General features: G+C 41.2%; 18 protein-coding genes. 15 read left to right on the forward strand and 3 right to left on the reverse strand.

What is annotated here, in order from left to right; all coding sequences use genetic code 11:
* Positions 1-15 precede the first annotated feature (15 nt).
* Genes L877_RS0107390 through L877_RS0107400 form a run of 3 tightly spaced genes read right to left on the reverse strand, consistent with a single transcriptional unit; the run spans position 16 to position 2,609 of the window.
* A complete protein-coding gene (locus L877_RS0107390; RefSeq protein WP_207637248.1) occupies positions 16-531 on the reverse strand; it encodes a DUF4364 family protein in 516 nt (171 codons plus the stop codon).
* Complete coding sequence (gene mnmL, locus L877_RS0107395) at positions 524-1,462, reverse strand: tRNA modification radical SAM protein MnmL/YtqA (RefSeq protein WP_034785407.1); 939 nt, start codon at positions 1,460-1,462, stop codon at positions 524-526. Before mnmL ends, L877_RS0107390 begins: the two co-directional genes overlap by 8 nt.
* Entirely contained in the window at positions 1,455-2,609 is a 1,155-nt protein-coding gene (locus L877_RS0107400; protein WP_026835507.1) for an NAD(P)-dependent malic enzyme, read from the reverse strand. Before L877_RS0107400 ends, mnmL begins: the two co-directional genes overlap by 8 nt.
* Positions 2,610-2,866: 257 nt before the next feature.
* Here L877_RS0107400 and L877_RS0107405 point away from each other — a divergent pair, with 257 nt between their 5' ends.
* The 15 genes from L877_RS0107405 (at position 2,867) to dusB (ending at position 19,158) form a co-directional block, all read left to right on the forward strand.
* The gene (locus L877_RS0107405; protein WP_026835508.1) at positions 2,867-4,093 is read left to right on the forward strand and encodes a UTP--glucose-1-phosphate uridylyltransferase; all 1,227 of its coding nucleotides are present in this window, start codon (positions 2,867-2,869) and stop codon (positions 4,091-4,093) included.
* A gap of 18 nt (positions 4,094-4,111) precedes the next feature.
* Complete coding sequence (rho, locus tag L877_RS0107410) at positions 4,112-6,064, forward strand: transcription termination factor Rho (RefSeq protein WP_026835509.1); 1,953 nt, start codon at positions 4,112-4,114, stop codon at positions 6,062-6,064.
* A 92-nt stretch (positions 6,065-6,156) separates the two neighbouring features.
* Complete coding sequence (gene rpmE, locus L877_RS0107415) at positions 6,157-6,357, forward strand: 50S ribosomal protein L31 (protein ID WP_026835510.1); 201 nt, start codon at positions 6,157-6,159, stop codon at positions 6,355-6,357.
* A 245-nt stretch (positions 6,358-6,602) separates the two neighbouring features.
* Entirely contained in the window at positions 6,603-7,664 is a 1,062-nt protein-coding gene (locus L877_RS12655) for a DUF1385 domain-containing protein (protein ID WP_084554824.1), read from the forward strand.
* On the forward strand, positions 7,661-8,521 hold the full coding sequence (gene prmC / locus L877_RS0107425) for a peptide chain release factor N(5)-glutamine methyltransferase (RefSeq protein ID WP_026835511.1): 861 nt from the start codon (positions 7,661-7,663) through the stop codon (positions 8,519-8,521). Before L877_RS12655 ends, prmC begins: the two co-directional genes overlap by 4 nt.
* Positions 8,521-9,591, forward strand: coding sequence for a peptide chain release factor 1 (gene prfA, locus L877_RS0107430; RefSeq protein ID WP_026835512.1), 1,071 nt, complete (start codon positions 8,521-8,523; stop codon positions 9,589-9,591). The genes prmC and prfA overlap by 1 nt, the downstream gene beginning before the upstream one ends.
* 10 nt (positions 9,592-9,601) lie before the next feature.
* The gene (locus tag L877_RS0107435) at positions 9,602-12,184 is read left to right on the forward strand and encodes a translation factor GTPase family protein (protein WP_034785410.1); all 2,583 of its coding nucleotides are present in this window, start codon (positions 9,602-9,604) and stop codon (positions 12,182-12,184) included.
* 1 nt (position 12,185) lies between these two features.
* Positions 12,186-12,971 carry a TrmH family RNA methyltransferase gene (locus tag L877_RS0107440; RefSeq protein ID WP_026835514.1) on the forward strand — a complete coding sequence of 262 codons (786 nt, stop codon included), beginning with the start codon at positions 12,186-12,188 and terminating at the stop codon, positions 12,969-12,971.
* Positions 12,972-13,083: 112 nt separating this feature from the next.
* On the forward strand, positions 13,084-13,509 hold the full coding sequence (locus L877_RS0107445; protein ID WP_026835515.1) for an NfeD family protein: 426 nt from the start codon (positions 13,084-13,086) through the stop codon (positions 13,507-13,509).
* Between the two features lie 72 nt (positions 13,510-13,581).
* Positions 13,582-14,511 (forward strand): SPFH domain-containing protein, encoded by a 930-nt coding sequence (locus tag L877_RS0107450; protein WP_026835516.1) that lies wholly within the window; start codon positions 13,582-13,584, stop codon positions 14,509-14,511.
* Positions 14,512-14,537: 26 nt separating this feature from the next.
* Positions 14,538-15,521: an ornithine carbamoyltransferase gene (gene argF / locus L877_RS0107455; protein ID WP_026835517.1), complete on the forward strand. Its 984-nt coding sequence runs from the start codon at positions 14,538-14,540 to the stop codon at positions 15,519-15,521.
* 73 nt (positions 15,522-15,594) lie between these two features.
* Entirely contained in the window at positions 15,595-16,983 is a 1,389-nt protein-coding gene (locus L877_RS0107460) for a citrate/2-methylcitrate synthase (protein WP_051437746.1), read from the forward strand.
* A gap of 1 nt (position 16,984) precedes the next feature.
* Entirely contained in the window at positions 16,985-17,302 is a 318-nt protein-coding gene (locus tag L877_RS0107465) for a DUF6145 family protein (RefSeq protein WP_026835519.1), read from the forward strand.
* 31 nt (positions 17,303-17,333) lie between these two features.
* Entirely contained in the window at positions 17,334-18,143 is an 810-nt protein-coding gene (locus tag L877_RS0107470; RefSeq protein WP_026835520.1) for a type III pantothenate kinase, read from the forward strand.
* A 1-nt stretch (position 18,144) separates the two neighbouring features.
* On the forward strand, positions 18,145-19,158 hold the full coding sequence (gene dusB / locus L877_RS0107475) for a tRNA dihydrouridine synthase DusB (protein WP_026835521.1): 1,014 nt from the start codon (positions 18,145-18,147) through the stop codon (positions 19,156-19,158).
* Positions 19,159-19,302 lie beyond the last annotated feature (144 nt).

Below are 19,302 nucleotides of genomic sequence, written 5' to 3' on the forward strand. Positions count from 1 at the left end.
GTTAAAAAATTATTACTATTCCATCAACTGAAGGATGCTCATAGTGTAAAGCTCGTCTGCTTTTTTCTCCCAGTTTTCGCAGATTCTGATGGCTTCTTCTTCTGTGGCTACATATATTTGGTTTTTATATATCATATTGCCAGATTCTCTCAGACTGCAGGATGTAAGATAGCCACCGGATCTGGTTCGGGTATAATCCGTATGATAGTCGATTTCATGATGTATCTTCTTTTTGTTATCCAAGAGATACTTTTCGATTTCTTTTCTTATGGAGCTGGACAGTTTTGAGATAAAGTAGTCATAGTATTGTTTTCCCATGTCTGTCACATGATAGTAGCTTGTATTATAGGTCTTTTCCGCTTGAATCATGTTATCGTCACAGAGCTCAGAGAAAGCGTTCTGTACATTAAAGTAGTGGGTATATCCATTTTCTATGATAAAATCGGAGATGATAGTGAATGTCAAAGGCGACTCCGATTTAAGGAGAAAATGTAATATTATTAACTTATATGTTAATTTTGGATCACTCATGCTCATAATATTTCCCCTGCCATGTATTGGTTTCTTTTAATCTTTTATGGATTGTATTTAGTACCTGGCGTTTCCTGGAACTCCATGTGGGGGAGATTAGGAGACGCTTGGGACCATCACCGGTCAGTCTGTGTATTATGACATTTTCCGGCAAGATGCTGAGTGCATCGACGATGAGATTACAGTATTCTTCAAATTCGAGAGTTTGAAATCTTCCTGCCCTGTAATCGTCGGCCAAGTCCGTTCCCTCGAGAACATGAAGAAGTTGAAGCTTTATTCCATCAGTAAATTTTCCGACATATCTGACTGTTTCTAAAAAAGCTTCTCTATCTTCGCCGGGAAGACCGACTATTACATGAGTCACGACTTCGACGCCTATACTGTGCAAGTCAGAAACTGCTTTGTCATATACGTAAAGCTCGTACTTTCTTCGGATGTATTCGGCAGTTTTTTCATGTATGGTTTGAAGTCCCAACTCAACAATAGTAGGTTTTATGTTATTGCACTCTTTTATTAGCTGAAGCACATCATCGCCCAAACAGTCAGGCCTTGTTGCAATTGAAAGCATGACAATGTCTGGGTGGGAGAGTGCTTCCATATATTTTTTTCTAAGGATATCTATAGGTGCATATGTATTTGTAAAGGATTGAAAGTAGGCGATAAATTTGTTGCCAACCGACTTGGCATTTTTTAGGCCGGCTATCCCATTGTTAATTTGAGTTATTATAGAGTCGCTCTCAGGTGAGGCAAAGTCCCCTGATCCACTTGCACTGCAGAAGATACATCCTCTGCTGTCGAGAGTTCCATCTCGATTTGGACAAGTAAATCCTCCTTCAAGAGCAATCTTGTATACTTTCTCGGAGAACCTCTCCTTGAGTTCAAAATCCAATGAGTGATACGGCTTTTCGCCCCACATCTTCCTTTTATGCATGGATATTTGCTTTTACAGCTTCGCAAACTGCATCTGCTACGCGTGGATCAAATGCTTCTGGGAGGATGTAATCAGGATTGAGTTCCTCGTCAGATATAAGATTAGCAAGTGCGAGAGAAGCAGCCAACTTCATGTCCTCAGTAATCTGTGGAGCACGTCCTTCAAGGGCGCCTCGGAATATTCCTGGGAATGCAACTACGTTGTTTACCTGGTTAGGGAAGTCTGATCTACCTGTACCTACAACCATAGCTCCTGCGGCTTTAGCTACATCCGGCATAATCTCCGGAACTGGATTAGACATAGCAAATACTATAGACTTCTCGTTCATTGATTTGACCATTTCCGCGCTGAGAATATTAGGTGCTGAGACTCCGATGAAGATATCAGCGCCAACGAGAGCATCTGCAAGTGAACCTGTTTTGTTTTCAAGGTTTGTAACCTTGAGCATCTCTTCCTTAATCCAGTTGAGATTTTCGCTTTCCTTGCTTATGATTCCCTTTCTGTCGCAGATAATAATATGCTTGAAACCGTATCTGAGAAGAAGTTTGCTGATGGCAATTCCTGCTGCACCTGCGCCGTTAACTACAACTCTACATTCTTCTTTTTTCTTGCCTGTTACCTTGAGAGCGTTGATGATTCCGGCGAGTACAACGATAGCTGTTCCATGCTGATCATCGTGGAATACAGGGATGTTGAGGAGCTCTTTGAGTCTCTCTTCGATTTCAAAACATCTTGGAGCTGAGATGTCCTCAAGATTGATTCCGCCAAAGGCTGGAGCGATATTAACTACAGTTTTGATGATTTCCTCTGTATCCTGTGTGTCTAGGCAGATAGGAAATGCGTTCACACCGCCAAACTCCTTGAAGAGAACGGCCTTTCCTTCCATGACAGGCATTGCAGCTTCAGCACCGATATTTCCAAGACCGAGAACGGCGCTTCCGTCGGATACAACGGCAATAGTGTTTGATTTAATTGTATATTTATATGCCTTTTCCTTGTCCTCTGCAATTTCCTTACAAGGCTCTGCTACACCAGGGGTATATGCGATTGCAAGATCTTCACGAGTGGCAACCTCACATTTTGGCGTTGTATTGATTTTTCCATTCCATTTTTCATGCAACTCAAGTGCTTGTTTTTTTGCATCCATTTAGATATCCTCCTAAAATATGAAAATTCGCTTAATTTGTTTCATTAGCAATTCGTATTGTATCATTTTTGGATAAAATGTTCAACACCCAATAAAAAAAACATTTATTTTTTTCTTGACCTATTTCCCTGTAAATGGTAAGATAACAAGTGATCAGTTTTATTTTTCCAATTTTTCCAAAAAGTAAAATCTAATATATTTATTTAATTCAGATGGAAATAATCAAATAGAACAATTATAATCGAGAGGAGATTACTATGGACATTTTGGCGATTACTAATAAGCTCAAAGAAAATAACCAAGAACAGCTTTTGAAGTATTATGATGAAATCAGTGACGAGGAAAAAGAGTATTTATGTGGACAGATTGAGAAACTTGACTTTAGTATACTCGATAATATCAAGAATGGTGCAGGATCTGATGAGCGCGGAGTTATCGAACCTATTGGAGCGTTGACAATCGAGGAAATTAATGAAGACAAGAAGAAATATGAAGAGGTAGGATTGAAGGCAATTAAGGCTGGAGAAGTTGGTGCGGTTCTTCTTGCAGGAGGACAGGGAACTAGACTTGGACTTGACTGTCCTAAGGGAATGTTAAATGTTGGAGTTAATAAAACATTATATCTTTTTGAACAATTGATTAATAATATTATGGATGTCGTGAATAAAGCAGGTACATATGTGCCACTTTATATTATGACAAGTGAAAAGAATAACGAAGATACCGTTAATTTTTTTGAAGAGAATAATTATTTTGGATATGATAAATCATTTGTGAAATTTTTTGTTCAGGAAATGGCACCATCTACTGATTACAATGGGAAGATTTATCTTGAAGAAAAGGGAAAAGTATCCATGTCACCAAATGGGAATGGTGGATGGTTTCTATCAATGGAGCATGCCGGCTTGGTAGATGAGATGAGTGAGCGCGGCGTAAAGTGGCTCAATGTATTTTCCGTAGATAACGTATTACAGAAGATAGCTGACCCTGTTTTTGTGGGAGCGTCGATAGAAAAGAATGTCGTTTGTGGTTCTAAAGTTGTTGCCAAGGCAGCACCGGATGAAAAGGTAGGGGTTTTGTGCCTTGAGGACGGAAAACCTTCTATTGTTGAGTACTACGAGATGACAGATGACATGATTAATCTTCGTCATGAAGACGGAAAATTGCAGTATAATTATGGAGTAATTCTAAATTATCTTTTTGATGTAGCGACTCTTAAGAGGTTGGTAAAATCAAGTTTGCCAATTCATATTGTGGAGAAGAAGATTCCGCATATTGATGAAAATGGAGATTACATCAAACCAGATAGTCCCAATGGATATAAATTTGAAACTCTCGTGCTAGACATGATACATATGATGGATAATTGTCTCGCGTTTGAGGTTGAGCGTTCTAGAGAGTTTGCGCCAATCAAGAATGCAACAGGGGTAGATTCACTTGAGAGTGCAAGAGAATTGATGAGACTAAATGGGATAGAATTCTAATAAAACAAGAAAGGAAAAATGATGGATTACAGTACACTATCGATTAAAGAATTAAGAGACATTGTAAAAGAGAGGGGAATAAAAGGGGTTTCTGCTCTCAGAAAGGGACCATTGGCAGATTTTTTGACAGAATATGACAAGAAAAATGGTCAGCCACAGGTCGAAAATAAAACAGAAAGTGCACCGGCACCGGAACCGGTAGCTCCGGCAGCGCCTGTTGAAAACATGGTTCAGCAAAGAACGGAGCCAAGACCTAGTTACCAAAGATCTTATAATAATGGTTATACAAATAATAATAATAATTATTATAACAAGAGAGAGAATAACGGAACATTTTTCAAGCAATTCTCTTTTAATAAAAATGGTGAGCAGATAGAACCTAGAAACGATTATAAGCCAAAGAACGAGTATAAGCAGGACTATCATCAGGATTATCGTCAGGACTATCGTCAAGATTATCGTCAGGACTATCGTCAAGACTATCATCAGGATTATCGTCAGGACTATCATCAGAATTATCAAGATGATTATCGTCAGGATTACAGAGAAGACTATAGAAATGACTATAGAAATGATTATCGAAACGATTATAGAAATGACTATAGAAATGATTATAGAAATGAGCAGCGTCCACAGCACAATGTGTCGGACAATCAGCCACACAATAATGTGCCGGCTCCAGCCAAGGCGCCAGCACCTGTAAAGGCCAAGGTTAAGAATGTTTCCAAGACTCCAAAGACTATATCCGAGGTATTGAAGTCAGGACATATTCTATGTGCTAGAGATAGATTTGTGATGGAGATTACCCCGGAAGAAGCCGATCGATATGACAGTGGAATTACTAAGACAGGAATTCTTGAGGTTTTGGCGGAGGGATTTGCATTCATAAGGTGTGATAATTTCCTTCCTGGAGAAAATGATGTATATGTTTCTCCTATGCTTATCAAGAGACTCGGATTGAGAACCGGTGATATTATCGAGGGCAACCTCAGAAAGAAGACACCAAATGAGAAATTTGGAGCTCTTCTCTATGTCACAAGGGTAAATGGTCGTCCAATCAATTACCTTGAAAAGAGAAATAAGTTTGAGACACTCACTCCGATTTTCCCTAACAACAGAATTCATCTTGAGTATCCGGGATGTCCTGTTTCCATGAGAATGATGGATTTGATTGCTCCTATCGGAATGGGACAGCGTGGTATGATTGTGGCACAGCCTAAGACAGGTAAGACAACGCTTATGAAGCAGGTTGCCAAGTCTGTCACAGAAAATCATCCGGATATGCATCTCATCATCCTTCTCATAGACGAGCGTCCTGAGGAGGTTACAGATATCAAAGAGTCTATCGAGGGAGATAAGGTTGAGGTTATCTACTCTACATTCGATGAGCTTCCTGAGAATCACAAGAGAGTATCTGAGATGGTTATAGAGAGAGGAAAGCGTCTTGTAGAGGGCGGAGATGATGTTATTATATTGCTTGATAGTATCACAAGACTTGCGAGAGCCTACAACTTGACAGTTACTCCAAGTGGTAGAACTTTGTCAGGTGGACTTGATCCGGCGGCTTTACATATGCCAAAAAAATTCTTTGGAGCAGCGAGAAACATGCGCGAGGGCGGAAGCTTGACAATTCTTGCCACAGCACTTGTTGACACGGGAAGCCGAATGGACGATGTGGTATTCGAAGAATTTAAGGGAACCGGTAATATGGAGCTTGTTCTCGACAGACGTTTGTCTGAGAAGAGAGTGTTCCCGGCTATTGACATACAGAAGTCAAGTACAAGAAGAGAAGACTTACTCCTAAATGATGAAGAGACAGAGGCTGTATATACAATGAGAAAAGCTCTTGATAGTGGAAATGCTCCTGGAATCGGCAATGATAACAATTTGGAGCAGATTATCAAGATTTTCCAGAAGACGAAATCTAATGCTGAATTTATCAACACATTAAAAAAGATTCGACTTCATTAAAAAAAGCACTTGCAATTTATTGTCAAGTATGATAATATAAAAAAGCTGATGTTTAGTTGATATTAGATTATTATGTAGCGAGGTGAAAATAAATGCGTGAAGGAATACATCCAGAGTATTATCAGGCAAAGGTTGTTTGCAACTGTGGTAATGAGTTTGTAACAGGTTCAACAAAGGAAGATATCCACGTTGAAGTATGTTCAAAGTGCCATCCATTCTATACTGGACAGCAGAAGTCTATGGCTGCTCGTGGTGCTATTGATAAGTTTAACCGCAAGTATGGTTTGAGCTAGGACAATCTTAAGTCTGCAAAGCGAATATGAATTTATAAGTTAGAGCAGGAAGAGTATCCTGTGACTTAATTATATAGCTTCGCAATTCCTATCTAATTTTATTGAAGGGGATTGGGGAGCTATTTTATTTTATAAGGAATAGCATTCTGCTGGTCTTACTCCCTACGGTCGTAAGACAATTGATCGGAAACGCATTCTGCTGGTCTTACTCCCTACGGTCGTAAGACATTTTATGGAGGTTATTTATGAGGTTTTCTGGTATTGGAGGACAGGCAGTTATAGAGGGTGTAATGATGAGAAACAAGAGTCGTTACGCTGTTGCTGTCAGAAAAAGTGACGGTACAATTGAGACCAATACATATAGCTGCGGTGAACAAAATGACAACTCAAAAGTTGCAAAGATTCCGCTGGTGCGCGGAGTCGCAGCCTTTATAGAGTCATTGAAGATTGGTATGAAGTCGCTTGATGTGGCGGCATCCTTCTTAGAGGAAGAAGAGGAAAAGATAGAAAAAGATGGAGAAAAGAAAGGGAGCGGTATTGCCGAGGGACTTATCATGATTGTGGCAATCATATTCGCTCTTGGAATATTTGTCTTATTTCCCTTTTGGGTTTCTGAAAAATTGACAAAGTACATTGCTTCAGTACAGTTAAGAGGCCTTATAGAGGGTGTTTTGCGTGTTGCGCTCTTCGTCATTTATGTCAAATTGATTTCTTTGATGAATGACATTAAGCGCGTGTTTATGTATCACGGCGCAGAGCACAAGTGCATCAATTGTATTGAAAATGGTTTGCCTCTAAATGTGGAAAATGCCAGAAAGCAAACCACCTTTCATAAGAGATGTGGAACGACTTTTCTGTTATGGATTATGTTAATCAGCATTCTGTTCTTTATGTTTATATCATTTGATAATGTATTTATGAGAATGGGATTGAGGATAGTCCTAGTTCCGGTTATCGCGGGAATTTCTTATGAATTCTTGCGTTTAGCAGGAAGAAATGAGAGCAAAATTCTAGATATCCTAAGCAAACCGGGATTTTGGATGCAGAGTTTGACAACCAAGGAGCCGGATGACGAGATGCTTGAAGTTGCCATAGCTTCTGTAAATGCTGTGTTTGACTGGAGGGCCTTTCTCGCTGAGGATGGAATCATTGTTGAAGATGAGAGAGAAGATGATGATGAAGTTGTCATCGTGGATATCACAGAGGAATCAGCAGAAGAATCTGTAATAGAAATGGTAGAAGTGGATGATGACAGTGATGACGATGATGAATTGGCTGAGTACTTTGAATCAGGTGACGAAGAGTGACATATGAAGAGTTAATTCAGGAGGGAATAGTAAAGCTTTCTGAAAGTGGAATAGAAGAGGCAGAGATTAATGCCTATTATCTGATGCAGGCCGCTGTGATGGTGACAGGGCGTTCCTACGGCCGAACGGAACATTTTCTATGGAAAAAGGACGAGGTGGATGACAGCGTCGTCACGGATTTTCGAGAAAAGATAGCAATCAGATCTAGGAGAATACCGTTGGAGCACATAACTGGCTTTACTGAGTTTATGGGCATAAGGTTTTCTGTCAATGAAAATGTTCTGATACCGAGGCAAGACACAGAATGTTTGGTGGAACGGGCACTTGAGATAAGTGAGGGCAAAGATGTACTTGATTTGTGTACAGGATCCGGTTGCATAGGAATTAGTATTGCAAAACTGGGTAGCCCTAAGAGTGTAACTCTTGCTGATGTCTCTGAGAGAGCGCTAGAAGTAGCTAGAGAGAACTGGGAAGCGGTGAGAGAAGAGATTGATCCACAGGTACGACTTGTACAAGGTGATTTATATGAAAACCTAGCTGACAAATATGATATTATAGTATCCAATCCGCCCTATATCCGGAGCAGTGATATAGAGGATTTGATGCCCGAGGTCAGGGATTATGACCCGATGCTAGCTCTAGATGGAGGAGAAGATGGACTGGTCTTTTATCGAAGAATAGTGGGCGAGGGAAGAAGATACTTGAATGCTAATGGGGTTATGTTGCTGGAAATTGGCTGCGATCAAGGCGAAGAAGTGAGCCGGATTATGCAGGAGAATGATTTTACGGACATAGCTGTAATCAAGGACTTGGCTGGACTTGATAGAGTGGTGTTTGGAAGATATGGAGGAATTTGATGTTTGATAAGTTAGAGGATACAAGGCTTAGATATGAGGAAGTATTGCTTGAGCTCAGTGAGCCGGATGTATTAAATGACAATGCGAGATATCAAAAGTTGATGAAGGAGCAGGCTGAATTGGAGCCAATCGTTGCAAAGTATGATGAGTACAAAACAGCGAAGGATGGCATTGAAGACAGTCTCTTAATCCTCGAGGAAGAAAAAGATGAGGATATGAGAGAGCTGGCCAAGGAAGAACTTGCACAGTGCAAAGAAGATGTGGAGAGATTTGAGCAGGAGTTGAAAATCCTTCTTCTACCTAAGGATCCCAATGATGATAAGAATGTTATCGTGGAGATCAGAGCAGGTGCCGGTGGAGATGAGGCAGCTTTGTTTGCAGCAGATCTATATAGGATGTATTGTAAGTACGCTGAGAACAACAGATGGAAAATCGATACTATGAACTCCAATGAAAATGGTATTGGTGGATTCAAGGAAATCGTATTTATGATAAATGGAGCAGGTGCTTATTCAAAGCTCAAGTATGAGAGTGGGGTTCACCGTGTTCAGAGAATTCCTACTACTGAGTCGGGCGGAAGAATTCATACATCAACAGCTACAGTTGCTATCATGCCTGAAGTTGAGGACGTGGAAGTTGAAATTGATATGAACGACTGTAAGTTTGATGTGTTTAGAGCATCAGGAAACGGTGGACAGTGTGTAAATACTACAGATTCCGCTGTTCGACTTACACATATTCCTTCCGGAATAGTTGTCTCATGTCAGGATGAGAAGTCTCAGCTCAAGAACAAGGATAAGGCGCTCAAAGTCTTGAGAGCGAGATTGTACGAGTTAGAGCTTGCCAAGGCTCACGACGAAGAGGCTGAGAAGAGAAGAAGCCAGATTGGAACAGGTGACAGATCCGAGAAGATCAGAACCTACAATTATCCGCAGGGACGTGTTACAGACCACAGAATTAAGTTGACACTTCATAAGTTGGATTCGATCATCAACGGAGATTTGGATGAAGTGATTGATTCACTTATTGCGGCAGATCAAGCTGCAAAGCTTGCCAATATAGATAATTAAGGAGGGTATTTTGGGAAATATTAGTATTGCAACTCTCGCACATGTTGACGCGGGTAAGACAACATTATCTGAGGCAATTCTATATAGTACCGGTGTACTTAGCAGAGCTGGACGTGTGGATCACGGGGATGCATTTCTCGACACATCGGAGCTTGAGCGAGCTAGGGGTATAACTATATTTTCCAAGAATGCTATTTTTGACCTAGGCGATAATAGATTTACGCTTCTAGACACTCCGGGACATGTGGATTTTGCGGGAGAGATGGAGCGCGTTTTGTGGGTTCTCGATTATGCGATACTTGTTATAAGCAGTACACACGGCATCCAGGGGCATACAGAAACTCTGTGGAAACTTCTCAGAGAGAGAAAAATCCCAACTTTTATATTTGTAAATAAAATCGACATTAGTCAGCGAAGCAAGGACGAGATTATGGAGGAATTGAAAAATAGTCTGTCAGAAGCTTGCGTTGACTACAGTGATTCCACAACTGTAGAATGGATGGAAGATGTATCGCTTCAATCGGAGGATTTGCTAGATACCTATCTGTCGAAAGGGGCATTGAAAATGGAGGATACGGTAGATGCAATAGGAGAATGCTGCATTTTCCCTTGTTTCTTCGGTTCTGCATTGAAAAATGAGGGGATAGATAGTTTTATACAGAAGCTCGGACTGTTGACCAAACCTTACGATAAAAGAGATTTGGTGGATTCAAAGGGATTTTCGGCCAAGGTATATAAAATCAGTCATGAAAATGGTGTGCGCCTAACCAATATAAAAGTGACCGGAGGAAAACTAGGGGTCAAAGATGTTTTCGTGGAGAATGAGAAGGTCAATCAGATTAGAATATATTCGGGAGATAAGTTTGAAACGGTTGACGAAGTTTGCGAAGGCCAGATTTGTGCCATTACAGGACCAAGCAGTACCTATGTTGGACAGGGTGTTGGCAGTGAGGATGATTTTACGGAAGACAAGAGTTTGATTGAACCGGTGTTAAGTTTTACGGTGGCGATAAATGATAATACCGATGTCAACCGAGTATATAATATTTTTCTGGAACTGAGCGAAGAAGACCCACTGCTAAATGTGAGTTTCAGCCATGAAACAGGTGAGATTCGCGTAAAACTCATGGGAGATGTTCAAAGAGAGATACTAAGAGAGATTCTTCTAGATAGATATGGAGTGGATGTCGACTTTGAAGAGGGGAGTATTATATACAAGGAAACCCTCGAAGAGCCAACAGTGGGAGTGGGGCACTATGAGCCTCTAAGACATTATGCGGAGGTTCATCTTCTGATGGAGCCCGGGGAAATAGGAAGTGGAATCCATGTTGAGAGTGGATGCAGTGAAGACGATTTGGCGGCAAATTGGCAGAGATTGATTGCAGCGCATGTCCATGAAAAGATTCACAGGGGAGTATTGACCGGATCGGAGCTCTGTGATATTAAGATCACTATAGTTGCGGGAAAGTCGCACTTGAAGCATACGGAACCTGGGGACTTTAGGGAGGCGACGTATCGAGCTATTCGCAATGGATTGATGAAAGGAAAATCAAAGCTTTTGGAGCCGGTTTACAAATTCAAGATGACATTGTCAAGTGATCAGGTTGGAAGAGCTATGTCGGATATTCAGAAGATGAATGGTGACTTTGAGAGTGAGCAGGGAGAGGGAGATGAGATAATTCTCACGGGAACTTGTCCTGTTGCCACAATGAGAAACTATGGCATAACATTTGCCTCTTATACCAAGGGGAGAGGTAGATTAACTCAAGTTTTTGGCGGATATCAGCCTTGTCATAATCAGGAAGAAGTCGTAGAAGCTATTGCATATGATGCTGAGAGAGATGTGGAAAACAGCGGGGATTCTGTATTTTGTTCCCATGGAGCCGGTTTTGTCGTGCCTTGGAATGAGGTAAAAGACTATATGCATCTCCCTGAGTATGTAATAGGGAGCGATAAAGAGGATATAATTCCCGAGACGGTGGTTAATCAAACCTTCAGAGAGGAAGAGGATTATCATAGCATGATGGCTACCAACAAGGAGCTAGATCAAATATTTGAGAGGACTTATGGACCAATCAAACGTCGTGATCTGGGAACTTCCCTTGGAGAGATAAAGCCCAAAGCCAAGGAATATGTTTATAAAGAGCCAAGGAAAAAGGTGAATAGAGAAAAATATTTGCTGGTGGACGGCTATAATATTATATTTGCTTGGGATGAACTCAAGGAGTTATCCAATATAAGTCTAGACGCGGCCCGCGGAAGGCTTTTGGACATAATGTGCAATTTTCAGGGATATAGAGGAGACAAGGTAATTGTTGTATTTGACGCATATAAGGTAAAGGGAAATCACGGTTCTATTGAAACCTACAAGAATATAACAGTGGTCTATACCAAGGAAGCTGAAACTGCTGACATGTACATAGAAAAGGCTACTAAGAATTTGGCGAAGAACAAAGATGTTCGAGTTGCCACTTCTGATAATTTGGAGCAGTTGATTATAGTTGGCCACGGAGCCAGAAAGGTATCTGCCCAGGCGTTCCACAATGAAATACGCGAGATGGACAAAGAAATTGGGGAGATAATAGGTGATTGATATGATAGAGAGTAGCTCTAACAGCCAAATAAAGCATATTGCAAAACTTCAAAAAAGTGCCAAGTACAGGCGCGAATGTGGGGAGTTCGTGGCAGAGGGAATCAAGATGGTCTTGGAATCTGCCCGATACGATGCGGGAGTGAAGATATATATATCAGAAAATGCAAAGGCGGAATATTTTACCCAAATCCAGGAAAATGGTCTGAGAGCCAACTTGGAGATAGTGGCGGACAAAGTATTTGCTAAGATTACAGAAACCATGACGCCACAAGGTGTGTTGGCTGTTGTGAAAATGCCTCAGTATGATGAGAGTATAATTGAGAGGGGAAACCTGGTGGTTTGCCTTGAAAATTTACAAGACCCCGGAAATATGGGGACAATTCTCAGGACTGCCGAGGGTGCCGGGGTTGATGCAGTTATCATCAGCAAGGACAGCGTTGATATGTTTAATCCCAAGGTGGTGAGGTCTACTATGGGAGCAAGTTTTAGAGTGCCTTTTTTTGTAGTGGGGGATTTCGGTGAGGAACTGGCAAAGCTTCAGGACAAGGGGTATGAAGTTTATGCCTCCAGTTTGCAGAGTTCATCGGACTTTCGAGAGAAAAGTTATGATGGGAAGGTGGCACTGATAGTGGGAAATGAGGCCAATGGGATTAGGCCGGAGACGCAGGAATTGGCGAATCATAGAATATTTATCCCTATGGGAGGCGAATTGGAGTCACTCAATGCCTCTGTTGCAGCAGCTCTTCTCATGTATGAAGTGCGCAGAAGAAGAGATGGGCTGAGATAAGTGTCGGCTTGCAAAATAATTGATTTTATGGTATGCTAGAATAGTCTTTTTATTTTTTCGCATAGGATAAAATAAGAATTATAAAGGTGTGATGAAGGGAGGATAAGGAATAATGATGACGGTTTGGATTGCAATTTTATTAATTGCTATTATTGCGGAGATTTCCACTACTGCACTGGTATCAATTTGGTTTATATTCGGAGCTATAGCAGCGTTGATTGCATATTTTCTCGGCTTTGGAATTCCTGTTCAGATTGGTGTTTGTGCTGTTTTCTCGTTATTGTCAGTCGTATTTCTCAGACCGATAACCAAGAAGTATTTGTCGGACAATAAGACCAGAACTAATGCTGATGAGCTTATAGGAGCAAGCGTTGTTATAAGCGAGAGAGTAGATGCTATTGCAGGAACCGGACTAGTGAAGGTTCGCGACGTAGAATGGAGAGTTCGCACAGAGGATGGCTCGACTATGGAAGTCGGAGAGCAGGGTGTGGTCAAAGAAATCAAAGGTGTTACTTTAGTGGTAGAAAAGAAGCAATAGAACAAGGAATTTGTTTTATTGCAGGATATAATGAGTTACAAGATTTATGAAGAAAATTGGAGGTAAGAAATTATGCAAGGAGTTTTAGTAGCAGGCGTTATTGGTATTATTATATTTTTAGTTATTGTATCATCATTTGTTAAGATTGTTCCTCAGGCACATGCCTATGTCATTGAGAGACTTGGAGGATATCTGACAACATGGAATGTGGGAATTCACTTCAAAGTGCCTATTATCGATGCAGTTGCAAGAAAAGTAAATCTCAAGGAACAGGTAATGGACTTTGCACCACAGCCTGTTATTACCAAAGATAATGTTACTATGCAGATAGATACAGTTGTATTTTTCCAGATTACAGATCCTAAGTTGTACTGTTATGGAGTTGAAAATCCGTTGATGGCTATCGAGAATCTCACAGCTACAACACTTAGAAATATCATCGGTGATTTGGAACTTGACCAGACTCTTACATCTCGTGAGACTATCAATACACAGATGAGAGCCAGTCTTGATATCGCAACAGACCCATGGGGAATCAAGGTAAACCGTGTGGAGCTTAAGAATATTATTCCTCCACGTGAGATTCAGGATTCTATGGAGAAGCAGATGAAAGCAGAGCGTGAGCGTAGAGAGTCTATCCTTCGCGCAGAAGGTGAGAAAAAGTCTACCGTCCTCGTTGCAGAGGGTAAGAAGGAGTCAGCTATCTTGGAGGCTGAGGCAGAGAAAGAGGCTGCTATTCTTAGAGCAGATGCGGTTAGAGAGGCTACAATTCGTGAAGCTGAAGGACGCGCAAAGGCTATCGAGGTAGTGCAGAAGGCTACTGCAGAGGGTATTGTATTCCTTAATGAGGCAGCAGCAAGTGAATCAGTATTGACATTGAAGAGCTTGGAAGCTTTTGAAAAAATAGCAGATGGAAAAGCTACAAAGATTATCATTCCTTCGGAGATTCAGGGAATCGCCGGATTGGCTAAAGGTTTGACAGAGAGTGTCAAAGAATCATAAGATGAGGAAGCATGGAGGTTTTGACAATGGATTTAAAAGGGAAAAATTTTCTGACATTAAAGGACTTTAGTCCTGAGGAAATTATGTATTTCCTTGATTTGGCAGAAGATCTAAAGAAGAAAAAACATGAGGGAGTAGCACATAGAATCCATGAAGGGAAGAATATAGCTCTAATATTTGAGAAGACAAGTACCAGAACGCGTTGCTCTTTTGAAGTGGCAGGTCATGATCTTGGAATGGGCGTGACATATCTAGATCCTAAGGGGTCACAGATTGGAAAGAAAGAGAGTATTGCCGATACTGCGCGAGTACTTGGAAGAATGTTTGATGGAATCGAGTATCGTGGATACGGACAGGAAATAGTTGAGAATCTGGCGAAGTATGCAGGAGTTCCGGTTTGGAATGGTCTTACGAATGAGTATCATCCAACCCAGATGTTAGCTGATTTGCTCACAATAAGAGAACATTTTGGCAAGTTGAAGGGACTCAAACTCGTTTATATGGGTGATGCCAGATATAATATGGGCAATTCCCTCATGATTGCATGTGCAAAGATGGGGCTTGATTTTGTTGCCTGTGCACCGGCGGAATATTTTCCTAACAAGGAATTGGTGGCAGAATGCCAGGAGTATGCCAAAGAGAGTGGTGCAACCTTGTCTTTCATAGAAGATGTCATGGAAGGAACCAAGGATGCAGATATCCTTTATACAGATGTTTGGGTATCTATGGGAGAGCCTGATGAGGTTTGGAAAGAGCGTATAGATGCACTTTTGCCATATCAGATTAATAAAAAGGCTATGGATAATGCCAAGGACACAGCCATTTTTATGCATTGCTTACCTGCGTTCCACGATTTGGAGACAGAGATAGGCAGGGAAATCTATGAGAAGTATGGTCTCAGAGAGATGGAAGTGACTGATGAAGTTTTTGAAAAGTATGCAGATATAGTCTTTGAGGAGGCGGAAAACCGTATGCATACCATCAAGGCGGTTATGGCTGCAACGCTTTAATCGGAAACGCATACTGCTGGTCTTACAAGCAAAACTTGTAAGACATTAAATACAAACAAGGAGGGATACCTGCATGGGAAACAAGATGGATTTGGAATATCGCAATGATTGGATTAAAAGCATGGCAAAAAGATGCGAGGCCAGCAGCATAATCGATTCCTCATTATTTTCAAAATACGATGTTAAGAGAGGTCTTCGTGATATCAATGGACAGGGTGTGTTAACCGGTCTTACTGAGGTATCGGAGATTAGGTCATATACAGTTGTAGATCGCGATATGGTTCCTTGCGAGGGAAAATTGTTCTATCAGGGAATAGACATTGAGGAGATTGTAGATGGATTTCTTCAAGAAAAGCGATTCGGATTTGAAGAAGTAGTTTATTTGCTGCTCTTTGGAGAGTTGCCAACAGAGGAGCAATTAGAAGATTTAAAGGATGTACTCGCCGAGTATAGAAATAGTTTACCAAGTGGTTTTGTCAGAGATATTATCATGAAGGCGCCTAGTTCAGATCTTATGAATACTCTTGGAAGAAGTGTTTTGACGCTGTATTCATATGATGAAAAGGCAGATGATACATCTATTGAAAATGTTCTCAGACAGTGTTTGGAACTGGTGGCATTGTTCCCAATGTTTGCTGTTTATGGTTATCAGGCACTTAGTTATTATCATGAGGGCAATGGTTTCTTTATTCATCCACCGAAGCCGGAGTATTCTACGGCTGAGAATATACTACATATGCTCAGAGCAGATGAGAGTTTTACTCCATTGGAGGCAAAGATTCTTGATATTGCTTTGGTACTTCATGCTGAGCACGGTGGTGGTAACAACTCTACATTTACAGATCACGTGGTAACATCTTCAGGAACAGATACATATGCAGTTATATCTGCAGCACTTGGTTCTCTGAAGGGGCCTAGACACGGTGGAGCCAATAAAAAGGTTTCTCTGATGTTTGAGGACATGAAGAAGAATCTCAAGGATTGGGAAGATGAGGACGAGATTGTGAGATATCTCACAGCTCTTCTTAACAAGCAGGCTTTTGACAAAGCCGGGCTTATATATGGAATGGGACATGCAGTATATTCTATTTCAGATCCTCGTGCCAGAACTTTCAGAAAATTCGTTAAGAAGCTATCTGAAGAGAAGGGCATGATGAAAGAGTATGAACTCTATTGCAAAGTCGAGAGACTTGCCCCTGAGGTAATTGCCAAGGAACGCAGTATCTACAAGGGTGTCAGCGCCAACATAGATTTCTACAGTGGTTTGGTATATAGTATGCTGGGAATTCCTACAGAGTTGTATACTCCGATATTTGCAATTGGAAGAATTGCAGGTTGGAGCGCTCATAGAATTGAGGAATTAGTTAATGCCGGTAAGATTATACGTCCAGCCTATAAGGCAGTTGCAGTACACAAGCCATATGTTGCATTGAGTGAGAGAGGCAAAGAGAATCAAGAGTAATATGAATGAAGAACAAGTTTTGTGCGCATGTAGCGCCTATGAAGAAAAATTCTATCTAAACCCGAGATACAACTCTCTTCCACAGCAGATTAAGGATGAACTCCAGATTTTATCTGTCATGTATACTACAGATGTAGGCGGAGTTTTTACCATGGAGTTTGAAGAGGATGGTAGCCTCTACATGTCATCTACCGCAAAGGAAAATGACTTTTTCTATGACGAGATTGGAAGCTATCTCAAAATCAAACAGATGAGAATTCAGAATGAAGAACTGTTTGGAATGCTAGAGGAGTACTACAGAACATTTTTCATTGAGTAGATAATTTTAATTGAAAGCGGAGGAAATAGTTGTGCTTTTGGCTATAGATATAGGTAATACTAATTTAACAATCGGAATATTTGACCAGGAGGAGTTGATTGGGTCTTTCAGACTCACAACCAATATTCCCAGAACAAGTAATGAGTTCGGCAAGGACATATTTGAGGGGATAGATGGCTTGAATATCGAGCCGGAACAAATCAATGATGTCATTATATCATCAGTTGTTCCCAAGGTTATGTATTCACTTGTTAGCTCAATTAAGAAGTATTTTCACAAAGAACCGTATATTGTGGGAAAGGGAACTAAAAGTGGAATCAAGATTGCACTATCCAATCCGGCGCAGACGGGAGCAGATAGAATAGTTGATGCTGTTGGAGCCTATGAGACTTATGGTGGACCGGTTATTGTCATAGATTATGGAACCGCAACAACTTATGATTTGGTTACAGAGGATGGATCTTTTGTGGCGGGAGTTACATGTCCCGGCGTGAAGATTTGTGCGAAGGCTCTTTGGAGCAGTGCGGCTCAGTTACCGGAGATCGAGATTAAGAGACCGGATACTATCCTTGCAAAGGATACAATTTCAAGCATGCAGGCAGGAATTGTCTTTGGAACTGTTGGGGAGACAGAGTATATCATCAACAGAATAAAGAAGGAATCTGGACTTGAGAATGTCAAGGTGGTAGCTACAGGCGGCCTCGGACGAATAATTCACCAGGAGACAGATTTGATAGATCACTATGATATCAATCTTACTTTGCATGGAATGCGAATCATCTATAAAAAGACGATAGATGCTATTAAGAAGAGCATGGCAAAAGAGGAAAGAGGTAACTGATTTGAGTGATTTTCTGATAGATGATAATTGGAAAATTGGCAATGTGAATATTAACGGGCGTCTAGTCCTTGCACCGATGGCAGGAGTTACTGACCTGCCATTTCGCATGTTGTGCAAGGAATATGGCGCTGATTTGTTGTACACAGAAATGGTCAGCGCAAAGGGTGTTTTCTACAAAAGCAAGAATACCTGGCCACTTATGGCCACGGATGAGATGGAACATCCGATAGCTCTCCAACTTTTTGGTTCTGAACCGGAAATCATGGGGGAGATGGCAGCAAAGATCGAAGAGGAATTGGAGACAGGAACAGGGATTGCCGAGAAGACAGGTGGCGGAAATATTGACATCTTTGATATCAACATGGGTTGCCCGGTAAATAAGGTTGTCAACAACGGAGAAGGATCAGCCCTTATGAAAAATATTCCGCTGGCCGCAGAAATAGTAGAAGCTATGGTTAAGCGAGTGAATAAGCCGGTTATTGCCAAGATTAGAAAGGGTTTCAAGAAAGACGAAGAAACAGCTGTTGATATGGCAAAGGCTTTGGAGCAAGCGGGAGCTTCGGCAATTGCAGTTCATGGAAGAACGAGGGAGCAGTTTTATTCGGGTGAGGCCGACTATGATATAATCAGAAAGGTGAAAGAAGCTGTTAGCATCCCTGTAATAGGCAATGGAGATATCGAGAAGCCAGAGGATTGCAAGAGAATGTTTGAGGAAACCGGCTGTGATGCTTTTATGATTGGGCGTGCTGCCAGAGGAAATCCATGGATATTCAAACAAATCAAGCACTATTATAACACGGGAGAGCATATGCCAAAACCTGATTTGACAGAGGTAAAAGATATGATAATACGCCACGCAACCATGTTGACTGAGTTTAAGGGTGAAACTATGGCAATTAGGGAGATGCGAACACACTTTGCCTGGTATACTGCAGGATATCCTAATTCTGCTGCAATGAGGCGTGAGATAAATAAAATTGAATCTTTAGAGGACTTGAAAAAGTTTGTCAGATAAAAGACCTTCGGGTCTTTATTTGGTGGAGAGGGAAATATAGAATAGGCATGCCCCGAAAGTGGAATGAGGTGTTCCTAGGAGAGGGAAGGGGCATGCCAAAAAGGGGAATATAAAATGGGCATGCCCCGAAAGTGGACTGAGGAG

This window comes from Eubacterium xylanophilum ATCC 35991 (assembly GCF_000518685.1).
In the GTDB taxonomy this organism is placed as follows: Bacteria; Bacillota; Clostridia; order Lachnospirales; family Lachnospiraceae; genus Eubacterium_F; species Eubacterium_F xylanophilum.